The sequence below is a fragment of the Arthrobacter sp. UYP6 genome, assembly GCF_040547315.1.
In the GTDB taxonomy this organism is placed as follows: Bacteria; Actinomycetota; Actinomycetes; order Actinomycetales; family Micrococcaceae; genus Arthrobacter_B.
This window is the reverse complement of the sequence record NZ_JBEPPM010000007.1, coordinates 45,493-60,000: the sequence shown is the minus strand read 5'-3', so window position 1 is coordinate 60,000 and position 14,508 is coordinate 45,493. Positions and strand designations below refer to the sequence as shown.

15 protein-coding genes are annotated in these 14,508 nt (G+C 65.4%); 6 read left to right on the top strand and 9 right to left on the bottom strand.

Features of this window, described 5'->3' with window-relative positions; translation table 11 throughout:
- The first annotated feature begins 1 nt into the window (after position 1).
- Positions 2–469, top strand: a complete 468-nt coding sequence (locus ABIB35_RS07745; protein ID WP_354180291.1) for a GNAT family N-acetyltransferase — start codon at positions 2–4, stop codon at positions 467–469.
- A gap of 329 nt (positions 470–798) precedes the next feature.
- On the opposite strand, the gene ABIB35_RS07740 is transcribed toward ABIB35_RS07745, so the two are convergent.
- Genes ABIB35_RS07740 through pdhA form a run of 3 tightly spaced genes read right to left on the bottom strand, consistent with a single transcriptional unit; the run spans position 799 to position 4,462 of the window.
- Positions 799–2,241, bottom strand: coding sequence for a dihydrolipoamide acetyltransferase family protein (locus ABIB35_RS07740; protein ID WP_354180289.1), 1,443 nt, complete (start codon positions 2,239–2,241; stop codon positions 799–801).
- Positions 2,238–3,281, bottom strand: coding sequence for an alpha-ketoacid dehydrogenase subunit beta (locus ABIB35_RS07735; protein ID WP_354180287.1), 1,044 nt, complete (start codon positions 3,279–3,281; stop codon positions 2,238–2,240). Before ABIB35_RS07735 ends, ABIB35_RS07740 begins: the two co-directional genes overlap by 4 nt.
- Entirely contained in the window at positions 3,278–4,462 is a 1,185-nt protein-coding gene (gene pdhA / locus ABIB35_RS07730) for a pyruvate dehydrogenase (acetyl-transferring) E1 component subunit alpha (RefSeq protein WP_502915748.1), read from the bottom strand. The genes ABIB35_RS07735 and pdhA overlap by 4 nt, the downstream gene beginning before the upstream one ends.
- A 166-nt stretch (positions 4,463–4,628) precedes the next feature.
- Between pdhA and ABIB35_RS07725 the strand changes: the two genes are divergently transcribed.
- Positions 4,629–5,120 (top strand): Lrp/AsnC family transcriptional regulator, encoded by a 492-nt coding sequence (locus ABIB35_RS07725; protein WP_354180285.1) that lies wholly within the window; start codon positions 4,629–4,631, stop codon positions 5,118–5,120.
- 82 nt (positions 5,121–5,202) lie between these two features.
- Here ABIB35_RS07725 and ABIB35_RS07720 read toward each other — a convergent pair whose 3' ends face one another.
- Both ABIB35_RS07720 and ABIB35_RS07715 read right to left on the bottom strand, forming a co-directional pair.
- Positions 5,203–6,828 (bottom strand): monocarboxylic acid transporter, encoded by a 1,626-nt coding sequence (locus ABIB35_RS07720; RefSeq protein ID WP_354180284.1) that lies wholly within the window; start codon positions 6,826–6,828, stop codon positions 5,203–5,205.
- A complete protein-coding gene (locus ABIB35_RS07715) occupies positions 6,825–7,196 on the bottom strand; it encodes a DUF485 domain-containing protein (RefSeq protein WP_354180283.1) in 372 nt (123 codons plus the stop codon). Before ABIB35_RS07715 ends, ABIB35_RS07720 begins: the two co-directional genes overlap by 4 nt.
- A 201-nt stretch (positions 7,197–7,397) precedes the next feature.
- On the opposite strand from ABIB35_RS07715, the gene ABIB35_RS07710 reads away from it, so the two are divergent.
- Genes ABIB35_RS07710 through ABIB35_RS07695 form a run of 4 tightly spaced genes read left to right on the top strand, consistent with a single transcriptional unit; the run spans position 7,398 to position 11,273 of the window.
- Positions 7,398–8,606: a sensor histidine kinase gene (locus tag ABIB35_RS07710; RefSeq protein ID WP_354180282.1), complete on the top strand. Its 1,209-nt coding sequence runs from the start codon at positions 7,398–7,400 to the stop codon at positions 8,604–8,606.
- A 19-nt stretch (positions 8,607–8,625) separates the two neighbouring features.
- Positions 8,626–9,378 (top strand): LytR/AlgR family response regulator transcription factor, encoded by a 753-nt coding sequence (locus ABIB35_RS07705; RefSeq protein WP_354180280.1) that lies wholly within the window; start codon positions 8,626–8,628, stop codon positions 9,376–9,378.
- Entirely contained in the window at positions 9,375–9,788 is a 414-nt protein-coding gene (locus ABIB35_RS07700; RefSeq protein ID WP_354180278.1) for a DUF485 domain-containing protein, read from the top strand. The genes ABIB35_RS07705 and ABIB35_RS07700 overlap by 4 nt, the downstream gene beginning before the upstream one ends.
- An 18-nt stretch (positions 9,789–9,806) precedes the next feature.
- Positions 9,807–11,273, top strand: coding sequence for a sodium/solute symporter (locus ABIB35_RS07695; RefSeq protein ID WP_354180277.1), 1,467 nt, complete (start codon positions 9,807–9,809; stop codon positions 11,271–11,273).
- A 49-nt stretch (positions 11,274–11,322) separates the two neighbouring features.
- On the opposite strand, the gene ABIB35_RS07690 is transcribed toward ABIB35_RS07695, so the two are convergent.
- The 4 genes from ABIB35_RS07690 to pyrH form a co-directional block, all read right to left on the bottom strand.
- Complete coding sequence (locus tag ABIB35_RS07690; RefSeq protein WP_354180275.1) at positions 11,323–11,901, bottom strand: DivIVA domain-containing protein; 579 nt, start codon at positions 11,899–11,901, stop codon at positions 11,323–11,325.
- A gap of 142 nt (positions 11,902–12,043) precedes the next feature.
- Positions 12,044–12,943 carry a phosphatidate cytidylyltransferase gene (locus ABIB35_RS07685; RefSeq protein ID WP_354180273.1) on the bottom strand — a complete coding sequence of 300 codons (900 nt, stop codon included), beginning with the start codon at positions 12,941–12,943 and terminating at the stop codon, positions 12,044–12,046.
- 74 nt (positions 12,944–13,017) lie between these two features.
- Positions 13,018–13,575 carry a ribosome recycling factor gene (gene frr / locus ABIB35_RS07680; protein WP_354180272.1) on the bottom strand — a complete coding sequence of 186 codons (558 nt, stop codon included), beginning with the start codon at positions 13,573–13,575 and terminating at the stop codon, positions 13,018–13,020.
- Between the two features lie 172 nt (positions 13,576–13,747).
- A complete protein-coding gene (gene pyrH, locus ABIB35_RS07675) occupies positions 13,748–14,479 on the bottom strand; it encodes a UMP kinase (protein WP_354180271.1) in 732 nt (243 codons plus the stop codon).
- Between the last annotated feature and the right edge of the window lie 29 nt (positions 14,480–14,508).

Below are 14,508 nucleotides of genomic sequence, written 5' to 3'. Positions count from 1 at the left end.
TGTGATTGAGCTTCGTGCCGTAGTTCCCGCCGATTTGGATGAATTCTTCTCCCACCAGCTGGATCCAAGTGCCAACCATATGGCGGCGTTTGCCGCCAAGAATCCTTCTGACCGCGGTGTGTTTGATCATCACTGGCAGAACATCCTCAACGATCCCACCATCACGGTTCGCACGATCGTGGCCGACGGCGTGGTGGTAGGCAGCATCCTCGCCTACCGTGAAGGCGGCGTGCCGGAGATCAGCTATTGGATTGACACCGCGCGCTGGGGCCAGGGAATCACCACGGCCGCTGTCGGCCAGTTCCTGGAGGAATTTGCCGAGCGCCCCATCCGGGCCCGGGCCGTGGCGGACAACGCCAGCTCCATTGCCATTCTGGAAAAGTACGGCTTCAAAGTGGTCGGCGAGGCGCAGGGCTTCGCCAACGCGCGCGGCGCCGTGGTGCGGGAACTTGAGCTCGAGCTGAGCTAGCGCAGCCCCGTGGTGTGACATGCCACCCGGATGCTCCGCCGACACCACCGCATCCTGCGCCAGAACCCGCCGCCCCGAACAGGGCCGGCGGGTTTTCTGTGTTCGGAGGGGTTCCGGGACGCTTCCCCGGCGTCGAGTGTAGAGACAACGCCACCCCGCCCCGCCGAGTGTAGAGACAACGCCACCCCCACGCGCGGAGAACAGCATTAACGCGACACTCGAGCGGGGTAAGGGACAAAACCGCGACACTCGATCCTCACGCACGGCTCCGGCGCCGAGCGCAGAGACAACGCCACTCCGCCCCCCCCCAAAAAAAACGCCCAGAGCGGCTACATAAGCGCCAGCGCCATCGAGGGATCCGACAGCACCGTTCCCACCTCGCTGAGGAAGCGGGCGCCCTGCTCTCCGTCCACCACCCGGTGGTCAAAGGACAGGCTCAGGGTCATGACCCGGCGCACTGCGAGAGAGCCTTGGTAGACCCAGGGCTGTTCCCGAACTGCGCCAAGCGCCAGGATGGCCGCTTCCCCCGGATTGAGGATGGGCGTACCGGCATCCACACCGAAAACCCCCACATTGGAAATTGAAAATGTGCCGCCGGAGAGGTCGGCCGGCGTAGTTTTCCCCGCCCGAGCGGTCTGCGTCAGGCGACCTACGGCGGCCCCCAGCTCGCGTAGCCCCAGGCCCTGCGCATCCTTGATATTCGGGACCATCAGGCCGCGAGGCGTAGCGGCAGCAATGCCCAGGTTCACGTAGCGGTACTGCACGATTTCCCGGGCGCCCTCGTCCCAGCGGGAGTTCAGCGCCGGGTGCCGCGCCAGCGCCAGGCACACTGCTTTGGCCGCCAGTGTCAGCGGTGTCAGCTTCACGCCCTCGTACGCCTTCTGCCCGCGAAGCCGCGCCAGCAGCTCCATGGATTCGCTCACATCCACGGTCAGGAAGACGGTGGCGTGCGGTGCAGTGAAGGCGCTGTCCACCATTGCCGCTGCGATGTGCTTGCGCATCCCGGCTATCGGAATCCGCTCCTCCCGGACGGCATCGCCACCGGATGGCCGGGCATCCTCCGCTGCCGAGGCCGCAGACGGCGAGGATTCAGACGACGACGGCGGCTGCAGCCCCTGGCCGACGTCCGACGAGGGATCTTCAACCGTGCCGGACACCTCTCCTGATTGATCCGCAGCCCGGGTGACGTCGGATCGGACGATCAGCCCGTCCCGGCCCGTTCCCACCACCTGTTCCAGGGCCACCCCAAGATCACGTGCCAGTTTGCGCACCGGAGGGGTGGACCGCGGCCGCTCAACGGCTTCAGCGGGCGGAACCTGTGCAGGAGGCTCCGATACCGCAGACACAGCAGCAGGGACGGAAACCGCGGCAGTATCCGCGGAAGCCGCCACCGGCTGCGCTTCGGTAAGCCAACGACGCCGGGCAGGACGGCCGGACTTCTCCGGCACCGCCCCGTAGCCCACAAGGTTGGGTGTGCGTTTCGGCGTTTCGGCTGCGGAGAAGCCAACCGGCGCAATACCCTGCGCGGTGCCGCCGCCCACGTCAAAGGACACAATGGGGGCACCGACTTCCACTACCGTTCCGGCCTGCTCGTGGAGCTGTGTCACGGTGCCCGCGTAGGGAGAGGGCAGCTCCACCACTGCCTTGGCGGTTTCGACGTCGGCGATGACCTGGTTCAGGGTGACTTTGTCCCCCACTGCCACGTGCCAACTGACGATCTCGGACTCGGTGAGACCTTCGCCCAGGTCCGGCAGCCGGAATTCCTTAATCACAGACCCGCTCCTTCCAGCGCCGGCGCCGCAGCGCCCGCGGCCGAAGCGCCGCTCAGGGAATTGGGCCGGCGCAGCGCCCGGTCCACACCGTCGAGGATCCGGTCAAGATCCGGTAGATGGTGGTGTTCCAGTTTGGAGGACGGGTACGGAACGTCAAACCCGGTGACGCGCACGGGGGCGTGTTCCAGGAAGTCGAAGCAGCGCTCGGTGATGCTGGCAGAGATCTCAGCCCCCACACCGCCGGATTTCCCGGCCTCATGGGTGATGACGAGCCGGCCGGTCTTGCGCACGGAGGCTTCCACCGTGGCGAAGTCCACCGGTGACAGCGAGCGCAGGTCAATGACCTCCACGGAGACGCCCTCATCGGAAGCGGCCACGGCGGCGTCAACGGCCGTCATCACCAGCGGACCGTACGTCACCAGGGTGATGTCGGTGCCCTGGGTGACCACGCGCGCCGAACCCAGCGGCAGCGCGCCGTCGAGCGTTTCATTGACCTCGCCCTTGACGTGGTACCGGCGCTTGGGCTCGAAGTACAGCACCGGATCATTCGATGCGATGGCCTGCTGAATCATCGTGTAGGCGTCCTGCGGATTGGAGACGCTGACCACGCGCAGCCCGGAGGTGTGAGTGAAATACGCCTCCGGAGACTCCGAGTGGTGCTCGGGCGAACCGATGCCGCCGCCAAACGGCACCCGGATGGTCAGCGGCATCTTGACCGCACCGCGGGTGCGGTAGTGCATCTTGGCCACCTGGCAGACAATCTGGTCAAAGGCCGGGTAGATGAACCCGTCAAATTGGATCTCCACCACCGGGCGGTAGCCACGGAAGGCCAGCCCCACGGCGGTGCCCATGATCCCGGATTCGGCCAGCGGCGTATCGATGACCCGCGAGCCGCCGAAGTCCTTCTTGAGCCCGTCGGTGATGCGGAATACTCCGCCAAGGGTGCCGATGTCCTCACCCATCAGGACCACTTTGGGATCGTTGTCCATGGCGGCGCGCAGCCCGGCGTTGATGGCCCGGCCAAAAGTCATGCTGCTCATGCGGGTTCTCCGTTCGCTCCGGCGCCGTCCGCGGAGACTGATCCGCCGTCGCCTTCAGTGCCGTAGACGGCCAGGTACCGGGCGTATTCTTCCTGCTGGTTTTCCAGCCAGGAGTTGGGCTCGGCGTACACATGTGCAAAGACGTCCAGCGCCGGCGGCGGAGGCATGTTGACGCACGATTCGCGCAGCTCGGCAGCTACCGCATCGGCGTGGGCGGTGACCGAGGCGGCGAAGTCGTCGGTGAAGAGCCCTTCGGACCGCAGCAGGGCTTGAACCCGGCTGATCGGATCCTTGGCCCGCCATTGCTCCAGTTCCGCGGCGTCGCGGTACCGGGTGGGATCGTCCGCCGTGGTGTGCGGGCCCATCCGGTAGGTCACGGCTTCAATGAAACTGGGGCCTCCCCCGCTGCGCGCCCGGTCAAGAGCTTCTCGGGTCACCGCCATGACGGCGAGGACGTCGTTGCCGTCCACCCGGACGGACGGGATGCCAAAACCCGGAGCCCGGTTGGCGATCGGCACCTGTGCCTGCAGCCCCACGGGCTCGGAAATGGCCCAGTGATTGTTGGAGCAGAAGAAGACGACGGGCGTGTGGAAGCTGGCTGCGAAGACCATCGCCTCGTTTACGTCACCCTGGCTGGTAGCGCCGTCGCCGAAGTAGGTGATGACGGCGTCGTCGGTTCCGTCGGCCACCACACCCATGCCGTAGCCGGCTGCGTGCAGCGCCTGCGCGCCGATGATGACCTGGGTGGGAGCCATGTTGACGCTGAACGGATCCCAGCCGGCTGCGGCATTGCCGCGCCACACCCGCATGAGGGATTCCGGATCAACGCCGCGGCACCAGGCGACGCCGTTTTCGCGGTAGCTGCCGAACACAAAGTCACTGGGGCGGAGGGTGCGGACGGAGCCGATCTGGGCGGCTTCCTGTCCCAGCAGCGGAGGCCAGAGGCCCAGTTCGCCCTGGCGCTGGAGTGCTGTGGCCTCCGTGTCGATCCGGCGGATGACCACCATGTCTTCGTAAAGGCTGCGCAGCTGATCGGCGTCCACATCGCAGACCCAGTGGTCGTAGGAAGAAGATGCCCGGGACCCGTCGGGGCGGATCAGCTGGACGTAGGAGCCGGCAGCTGTGTTGCCGGCGTCGTGGGGCGGTCGAACAGGAGTATGCAGAGACACGTCGGTACGCATCCTTCCGTGTTGGGCCCCAGGGGTGGCGGGGCCGAACCGATGCCCGGGCGACGTTGCCCGGATATATGTGACACTACTCACACTCATCAGGTGGCACAACCGCCGGCACTTTCGCTGAGCACTATGCCCTACGAGCCGCCGTCGGGCCGTGCTAATCTTTCGCACTATGCCCCTGCTGGACAGTACCGACACCCGACTGCTCCTTGCCATGGCCCGGGATCCCCGACGCACCGTGGTTGCTTTGGCTTCGGCTCTCGGGATTTCCCGCAACACCGTCCAGGCCAGGCTCGCCCAGCTGGAAAAGAGGTCGGTGTTCCTTTCCTTCGAGCGCCGGATCAACCCGGCGGCACTGGGCTATCCGCTGATGGCTTTTGTGCACGTGCATGTGCAGCAGCAACGGCTGACCGCCATCACCGAACAGCTGGCCTGCATCCCCGAGGTGGTGGAGGCCCACGGCCTGACCGGCGACGCCGATATCCTGCTGCGCGTAGTGGCTGAAGACGCCGAAGACCTATTCCGGGTCAACAAGGCCATCCTGGCCGTATCCGGTGTGGAACGCTGTGACACCAACCTGGCCATGGGCGAACTCATTCCCTTCCGGGTGACACCGCTGCTGGAACGCGGGAATGCGGGGCAAGCCATGCCTGATCCGGGCTGACCGGAGCAGCACACGCAAACGCCCGGCCCCGTACCAAAGTACGAAGCCGGGCGTCTTTAGAGAGCTGCGGGGCGAAAAGACGCTAGTGGTCCACTGCCTTTTCCGCACCCACGCCGGTCAGGGACCGGACTTCCATCTCTGCCTGCTTCTGCGGCGACTCGTCGTCCTTGCCCAGGACCGTTCCCAGCCAGCCGAGGAAGAAGGCCAGCGGAATGGACACCAGGCCCGGGTTGTTCAGCGGGAAGATGGAGATGTCGATGCCCGAAACCATCGACGTAGGCGCGCCGGAGAACACCGGGGAGAGGATGATCAGCACAATGGCTGAGATCAGCCCGCCGTACATGCTCCAGATGGCGCCCTGGGTGTTGAAGCGGCGCCAGTAGAGCGAATACAGGATGGTGGGCAGGTTGGCGCTGGCCGCCACCGCGAAGGCGAGGGCCACCAGGAAGGCAACGTTCTGCCCCTGGGCACCGATGCCGCCGAGGATGGAAACAACGCCGATCACCAGCACCGTGCGGCGGGCAACCTTGACCTCGCCGTCGGCGTCCACCTTGCCCTTGCGGATCACGTTGGCGTAGATGTCATGCGCAAAGGAGGCCGCCGCCGTGATGGTCAGTCCGGCCACCACAGCCAGGATGGTCGCGAACGCGACGGCGGAGATCAAGCCCAGCAGCACCGGCCCGCCCAGGGCGAAGGCAAGCAGCGGAGCAGCTGAGTTCACGCCGCCGGGAGCGGACTTGATGGTCTCGGCAGGGATCAGAGCAGCAGCGCCGTAGCCCAGGATCAGGGTGAACAGGTAGAAGATGCCGATCAGCCAGATAGCCCACACCACTGAACGTCGGGCTTCCTTAGCCGTGGGCACAGTGTAGAAGCGCATCAGCACGTGCGGCAGGGCGGCGGTGCCCAGCACCAGCGCCATGCCCAGCGACACGAAGTCCAAACGGGTGGTGCCGCTCTTGCCATACTGCAGACCCGGGTTAAGGAGCTCAGGATTGCCGGACATTTCCACCGCGGAACCCAGCAGTGCGGAGAGGTTGAAGCCATGCATGGCCAGCACCCAGATGGTCATGATGGCAGCACCGGCAATGAGCAGGCAGGCCTTGATGATCTGCACCCAGGTGGTGCCCTTCATGCCGCCGATCAGTACGTAGATGATCATCAGCGCGCCAACCACGGTGATGACCACGGACTGGCCGATCTTGGAATCGATGCCCATCAGCAGGGACACCAGACCGCCGGCGCCGGCCATCTGGGCCAGCAGGTAGAAGAAGCAGACCGCCAGTGTGGTGATGGCGGCAGCGATCCGGACCGGGCGCTGCTTCAGCCGGAAGGAGAGCACATCGGCCATGGTGAATTTGCCGGTGTTGCGCAGCATTTCAGCTACCAGGAGCAGAGCCACCAGCCAGGCGACCAGGAAGCCGATGGAGTACAGGAAGCCGTCATAGCCGTTGATGGCAATGGCACCCACAATGCCCAGGAAGGACGCCGCTGACAGGTAGTCACCGGCAATGGCCGTGCCGTTCTGCGGTCCCGTGAAGGACCGGCCTGCGGCATAGTAATCCGCCGCAGTTTTGTTGTTGCGGCTGGCCCGCAGCACGACGATGAGCGTCACTGCCACGAACAGGCCGAAGATCAGCATGTTCAGCCAGCCGGTTTCCCGGACAGCTTCAGCGGACACCTCGGCCGCCGTGATGTTCACCGTACTCATTTGGTCTCCTCCGGACGCCGGACGCCCTTGGCCTCAAGTTTTTCCCGCAGGTCCGCGGCAATGGGATCCATCCGGCGGTTCGCGTAGCTGACGTACCACATGGTGATGCCGAAGGTGGTGACGAACTGCAGCAGGCCCAGGATCAGGCCAATGTTGATGTTTCCCCAGACCGGGGTGGACATGAAGCCGTGGGCGTAGTCAGCCAGCAGGACGTACGCGAAGTACCAGAGCAGGAAAACTACGGCCATCGGGAAAATGAAACTGCGCTGCCGCTTGCGCAGCTCCTGCAGTTCGGGAGATTTTTGAACCTCCGTGAAGTCAACCGGCGCCGCATGGGCGCCCGATTGCTGGGGTTGCTTTCTTGCCATCGCTCCTCCTTGAGTTGGGCACGTCAGCACGGCAAGCCGCCCAAGGGGCAGCACGGTTCCGGACAGCACGCACATAAAACTGTGATCGCCACCACTTTCCTATGGCTGGCACGTCCGCACCAGTTTCACCGCGGCCGCCTCGCCGAGCGGTCATTTCCCTGCGGTGAACGGTGCAGCGAATCGTGCGGCTAGGGTAGGGGCATGTTCAGCCCTGCCGTCGACATCGCCGTGGTCTGCGCCGTCGCACTCCTGACCGTGGCCGTGATCGCCGCGCTGGGGTACCGGCTCAGCCGCTCCCAGCGGGACCTCGGGTCGGACACGGAGCGGGCCGCCTACGCCGCACTGCACACCGCCACCCTCGCCTCCCGTCATCTGCGTACCGGGCTCACCGCCTCCGGCGCCGGCAAGGCCGCCCGTCACCTGCGCGCGTTGCTTGGCTGCGACACACTGATCCTTGCCGACGCGGCTGCCGTCCTGGCCTGGGAAGGCACGATGCCGGACACCCCCGAGTCACGCGCCCGGCTGCTGGCGGCCTCCGGTACGGTGCTGGAGAACGGCCGGACCCGGGTGTTCCGCGGCGCCTCGCTGCGCGCCCTCGGGTTCGACGACGACGGCGGCGGCCGGCAGCTGCTGGTGTGCCCCCTGCAGGTGAACCGCAAAACCGTTGGTGCGCTCGCTGTCTTTGCACCTTCCGTCAGCGCAGGACTGGTCCGGGCCGCCAACGATGTGGCCGGCTGGGTGGCCGCCCAAATGGAGCTGGCTGAGCTGGACACCTCCCGGACCCTGCTGATGGAAGCCGAGGTCCGTGCCCTGCGCGCCCAGATCAGCCCGCACTTCATCTATAACTCGCTCAACGCCATTGCCTCCTACATCACCACGGATCCGGTACGGGCACGCGAGCTGGTGGTGGAGTTCGCCGACTTCACCCGGTATTCCTTCCGGCGCAGCGGAAATTTCACCACCGTGGCAGAGGAGCTTGAGTCGATTGACCGCTACCTGCTCCTGGAGCGCGCCCGGTTTGGCGAGCGGCTGAAGATCAGCCTGCAGATCGGGCCGGAGATTCTGGGAACCGTGATCCCGTTCCTGTCACTCCAGCCGCTGGTGGAAAACTCCGTGCGGCACGGGCTGGAAGCGGCCGACGGCGAGGGGCACATTACAATCACGGCCTCCGACGCGGGTTCCTCCGCGGTGATCACCGTCGAGGACAACGGTGTGGGAATGGATCCCGAGTACCTACGCGCTGTTCTGGCCGGGCACGCGGACGGCGACCATGTGGGGCTGCGCAACGTGGATGTGAGGCTGCGCCAGGTCTACGGCGAGGACCACGGCCTGGTCATCGATACCGCCCCGGGCGCCGGAACCCTGATTACCATGCGTATTCCCAAGTCGCAGCCCGATCACCGGACCTGAGTCTTGTAACCTGATTCACATGTCCGCTCCCGTAAAGCCCAGCACACGGCAGATCTGCGTGGTGGTGGCCGACGACGAGCTGCCCGCCGTCAACGAGCTGGCGTTCCTGCTCGGCAGGGATTCCCGCGTGGGCGAAATCCACCGGGCCTCCAGCGGCGCCCAGGCGCTGAATCTGGTGGAACACCATGCGGTGGACGCGGTGTTCCTGGACATCCACATGCCGGCGCTGTCCGGATTGGACATTGCCCGGGTGCTGGGCGCCAAGGTCCGCCCTCCAGCCCTGGTGTTTGTGACCGCGGACGAGGAACAGGCTCTGGCGGCCTTCGACCTCGCGGCCGTGGACTACCTGCTCAAACCGGTCCGCCCCGAGCGCCTCGCCGAATCCGTGCGCCGGATCTGTGATCTGGTGGCCGAAGCGGCGGCCGGGGACAGCGACGTCGTCACCGTGGTCCAGGGCGGCACCACCCGCATCATCCGGCGCGAGGACATCCGGTATGTCCAGGCCCAGGGTGACTACGCCCGGCTGCATACTGATGCTGCCTCCTATCTGATCAGGGTTCCGCTGGCTGAGCTCGAAGACCAGTGGGCGGAGGCCGGTTTTGTGCGCATCCACCGTTCCTACCTTGTGTCCCGCGCACACATCCGGCAGGTGCGGGTGGCCGGCGGGCGGGCAAGTATCAGCGTTGGGTCGGCGGAGTTACCGGTCAGCCGGCGCCACCTGCCCGGAGTGCGCAGCACGCTCGCGGCCAGCCGGGTGCGGCCCCGCTCATGACTCGGGAGCCCGCTGCAGGTAGGCCTGCTTCAACGGCTCCGAACGGGCAGCCGCCGCGTGTTCGGGTTACCGCTCCGCGCACCGCGGCCGTGCCGGCGGACTCCTACACAGTGTCCCGGGAACTGGATGAGCAGACCGAAGTGGGTGAGCTGTTCATCGGCTCGCTGATCCGTTCCCAGCTACGGCTGGCCCTGGTGGTTGCCGGGGGCTTCATGTTGATCCTGCTGGGTGTTCCGGTGCTCCTGGCGTTTCTGCCCGTGATTGCCGACCTGACATTGTTTACGGTTCCGATGCCCTGGTTCCTGCTGGGTGCCGGCGTTTATCCCCTGGTCATTGTCTGCGGCGCACTCTATGTACGCAGCGCGGCCCGCAATGAAGAGCGGTTCCTGGACCTGGTCGATGATGTCTAGACCCGCCGGGATACGGACGTGAACCCGGCAGCCGGTTACGTTGCGCTGGCTGCGGTTACCGCGGTCACGCTACTCATCGGTGTGTACGGGCTGCGCATTTCGCGGACCACCGGAGATTTCTACGTGGCGTCCCGGACCGTGCGGCCATGGTGGAACGCCTCGGCCATCGGCGGAGAGTACCTCTCCGCCGCGAGTTTCCTCGGAGTGGCCGGACTGATCCTGGTCTCCGGGGTGGATGCCCTGTGGTTTCCGATCGGCTACACGGCCGGCTACCTGATGCTCCTGCTGTTCGTCGCGGCTCCGCTGCGCCGGTCCGGGGCCTACACCATTCCCGATTTTGCCCAGGCCCGGTTGGAGTCGCTGCCCGCACGCCGGATCACCAGCCTGCTGGTCATCGCCGTCGGCTGGCTGTATATCGTGCCGCAGCTGCACGGCGCCGCACTGACCATCCGGATCACCACCGGACTGCCCGGCTGGGTCGGTTCAGTGGCCGTGGTGGTGGTGGTCTGCCTGAGCGTGATGACGGGCGGGATGCGCTCCATCACCTTTGTGCAGGCGTTCCAATACTGGCTCAAGCTGGCGGCTATTGCGGTGCCTGTGCTCTTTGTCCTCTTCCGGCTCTCCAGCGATGGCCTGCCCTGGACCGACGGTGGCTCAGCCTTTGCGGCCGCCCTGGATCCCCAGGCGCATGCTTCCCTGTACCGGAACATTTCGCTGAGCATTGCGCTGCTCTGCGGCACCCTGGGCCTGCCGCATGTGCTGGTGCGCTTCTACACCAATCCTGATGGAACCTCCGCCCGGCGGACCACCCTGATTGTGCTGGGCCTGCTCTCGCTGTTCTATGTTTTCCCCATTATTTACGGGGTGCTGGGCCGCGTTTACACCCCGGAGCTGGCCGCCGGAGGGGCAGACTCAACGGTGCTGCTGCTACCGGGGCGGGTGTTCGACGGCGCCGTGGGAGATCTGCTGTCGGCGCTTGTGGCGGCCGGAGCCTTTGCTGCTTTTCTGTCCACCACCAGCGGCCTGGTGGTGTCCCTGGCGGGAGTCCTCAGCCAGGAGCTCTTCCGCGGCAGTGTGGGCGGGTTCCGGCTGGCAGCCGTTCTGGCCGCCGTCGTGCCCCTGGGGCTGGCGCTGCTCACCAGTTCGCAGGCCCTGGCGGGCAGCGTGGGCATGGTGTTTGCCTTCACGGCCTCAACCCTCTGCCCGCTGCTGGTCCTGGGAATCTGGTGGCGCGGGCTCACCTCGCCCGGCGCTGTGGCCGGGATGGTGACGGGCGCGGTGCTCTGCGGAGGTGCCATGGTGGCCGGCGGCGTGCTGGCCACAGCGGGCCGGGGAGCGCCGGTCTGGCTGGAACAGCCGGCGGCATGGACGGTGCCGGCGGCGTTTGCCGTGACCATGGTGGTCTCGCGGCTGCGGCCCGGAGCGGCTCCCGCGGGCGCCGCCAAGATCCTGGCCCGGCTGCACACGCCCGAACGGCGGCGCTAGACAGGATATCCGGATAGGCCCAGTTAACCCGAACCTGTGGAACGGCTAACTAATCGATCGAAGCCATCAGTTCCACAACCCGGTCCAGGAACGCGTCAACCTGCGTTTCCTCGTATCCCTGCGGGCCCTTAGCCTCACGGAAGACCGCACGGCGCACCACATCCACGCTCAGCGGCTTGTCATTCTCAAAGTATCCGAGCAGCTCATTGCAGAGCGCGTCAACATCTTCGACGTTGTAGCTGGGCACGTTCCGCTTGCTGGGACGGCGGAACCGCTCCCCGGGTTTGCGGTGGAGCCTGCCCCGAAGAACCGCCGATGTGCGGCCGATCTGCAGCAGCCAGGCTTCTTCACCCTTGTCCTGAATCAGCTGATCTCTTTCACGCTGTGCAAAAACGTCTTCGAGCCGGTCCAGCGCTGCATCCACGGCCTGCGGCTCATACCCGGCCTTGGCCGGATCAAATGCCATGGAGCGGACGCTGCGGCTGGTAATGGCCTTCGCTTCCGGGCTGTCGCCGTTGTAATAGCTCCGGGCCTTCGCCAGGAATTCGTCAACCTGACGGGTGTTGTACCCGTATTCCCGACGCCCCACACGCTCGAAAGGGGCGCTGGCCTGCCGCGCTTCGTCCATGTCTTAACTGTTCCTCTGTGGTCATGCCGCTTGCCGAGACTGTTGGAAAACCTGTAACTATCCTACGTTGCCGCTCCTGCGAGGCCGGCAAGGCAGAACTGCGGCCCGCCGCCGGAGCACCGGCCCGTGTGCGTGACTGCCGCTACGCCCCGGGCACCAGGAGTACCGAGAGCATGAAAACCACGGGTGAGGCAAAGACTATCGAGTCCAGCCGATCCATAATTCCTCCGTGCCCGGGCAGCAGGTTGGACATGTCCTTGACGCCAAGTTCGCGCTTGATCATGGACTCCGAGAAGTCTCCGGCCGTGGCAGCGGCAACCGTCGCCACTGCCAGCACCAGGCCAAACCACCACGGCTGGTCCAGGAAGTACAGGGCCGCCACGATTCCGACCACCGTGGCGCCGGCCGCCGAGCCGGCGAAACCTTCCCAGGACTTCTTGGGGCTGATCTTGGGCGCCATGGGGTGCTTTCCAAAGATCGCCCCCACCAGGTACCCGAAGGTGTCATTGGAAACGACCAGCAGAAGCAGCACCGCTACGCGGAGCTGGCCGCCGGGCTCCCCCAACAGCAACATTGCAAAGCTCAGCAGGAACGGAACCCACAACACCACGAAGATGCCGGCGAGGATACTCCGCACTGCATCTTCAGCCGTATCGATGGTGCGCCAGAGCAGGATCGCAACAACCGTACCCACGAGGGCAAAGGCAAGCGCCTCGCTGCCGCCAAAATAGGCGGCAAAAGGCAACGCCACAGTTCCCACAAGCACCGGCACCATGGGCACCTTGATGTTGCGGACCTCAAGCGCCCGGCTGACTTCCCAGACGCCGACGGCGGCAAAAACCGTGGCGATGGCCACTACGGCAAAGGGGAAGAACAGCAGCCCGGACAACAGTGCGCCCACGAGCACCACGCCGACGGCGATGGCGGCCGGCAGGTTGCGCCCGGCTTTCGAAGGCTTGGCTGGCGCCTTGGGCGCCCTCCCCGCTCCGCGTTTGGGTGCCTTCGCCCGTTCGGGGGAACCGGTTCCATCGGTAGCGCTCATGTCCGTGGCCTTTGCTGCCGGATCAGTCTCAAGGGACGTACCGCCAGCCTTGTTCGGAGGCTGGTCGTTACTCATCAGACCTCGAGCAGCTCGGCTTCCTTGCGCTTGAGCAGCTCATCAATGGCCTCTGTGTGGGCCTTGGTCTGCGCGTCGAGGTCCTTCTCGGCACGGGCGCCGTCGTCCTCACCAATCTCGCCGTCCTTGACCAGGCGGTCCAGTGCATCCTTGGCCTTGCGGCGGATGTTGCGGACCGAGACCTTGGCATCTTCGCCCTTGGTCTTGACGATCTTGACGTATTCTTTGCGACGATCCTGGGTCAGCTCCGGCATGATGACCCGGATGACCTTGCCGTCGTTCGAGGGGTTGGCGCCAACCTCGGAATCGCTCAGCGCACGCTCAATGGCGCGAAGTGCGGAAACGTCGTACGGGGTGATCAGCAGGGTGCGGGCATCCGGCGTTCCAAAGGAGGCAAGCTGCTGCAGCTGCGTGGGAGAACCGTAGTAATCCACCAGGACCTTGGAGAACAATGCGGGGGTGGCGCGGCCGGTGCGGATCGTCGAGAAATCCTCCTTGGCTACTTCCACCGCCTTGTCCATTTTGTCGGTGGCCTCTTTCAAGGTTTCGTCGATCATGGTGTCTCCTAACATCCAAAAAAATGTCCACGCGGTGGTGGCTGGGCTCTCTTATTCATCCTAAGCCACAAGGCTCAGGGTTCCCTGCACCGAGCTCCCCTACCCCAAGCCGGTGGGCGAGCAGGATGCCCGTCCGGCCGGTCCGGAAGGGACACACACCGGACACGGCAGGCTAGTTCGAAACGACGGTGCCGATCTTCTCGCCGCGGATGGCGCGGGTGACGTTGCCCTCACCTTCCATGCCAAAGACCACCATGTTCAGGTCATTGTCCTTGCACATGGTCATGGCTGTCTGATCCATCACGCGGATATCCTGGCGCAGGGCGTCGTCATACGTCAGCGTTTCCAGGCGGGTGGCGCTGGGGTCCTTATTGGGATCTGCGGTGTAGACGCCGTCAACGCCGCTCTTGGCCATCAGGACCTCGTCCGCGTGCACCTCAAGCGCCCGCTGCGCGGCCACGGTGTCGGTGGAGAAGTACGGCAGGCCGGCGCCGGCTCCGAAGATCACCACGCGGCCCTTTTCCAGGTGCCGGATGGCGCGCCGCGGAATGTAGGCTTCAGCCACCTGTCCCATGGTGATGGCGCTCTGCACACGGGTCTCAACGCCGGCCTGCTCCAGGAAGTCCTGCAGCGCCAGGCAGTTCATGACGGTGCCGAGCATGCCCATGTAGTCCGCACGGGATCGGTCCATGCCGCTCTGCGAAAGCTCCGCGCCCCGGAAGAAGTTCCCCCCGCCCACCACAATGGCAACTTCCACTTCGCCTACCGTTGCCGCGATCTGCTTGGCGACGGCACGCACAGTGTCAGGATCTACGCCGAGCTTTCCGCCACCGAAAACTTCGCCGGAGAGCTTGAGCAGTACGCGGCGTCGCGTCGAATCGATGTCTTTCAGGACGTGGGCCATGGTGCCTCCCGGGCATAGGAAATGTTCTT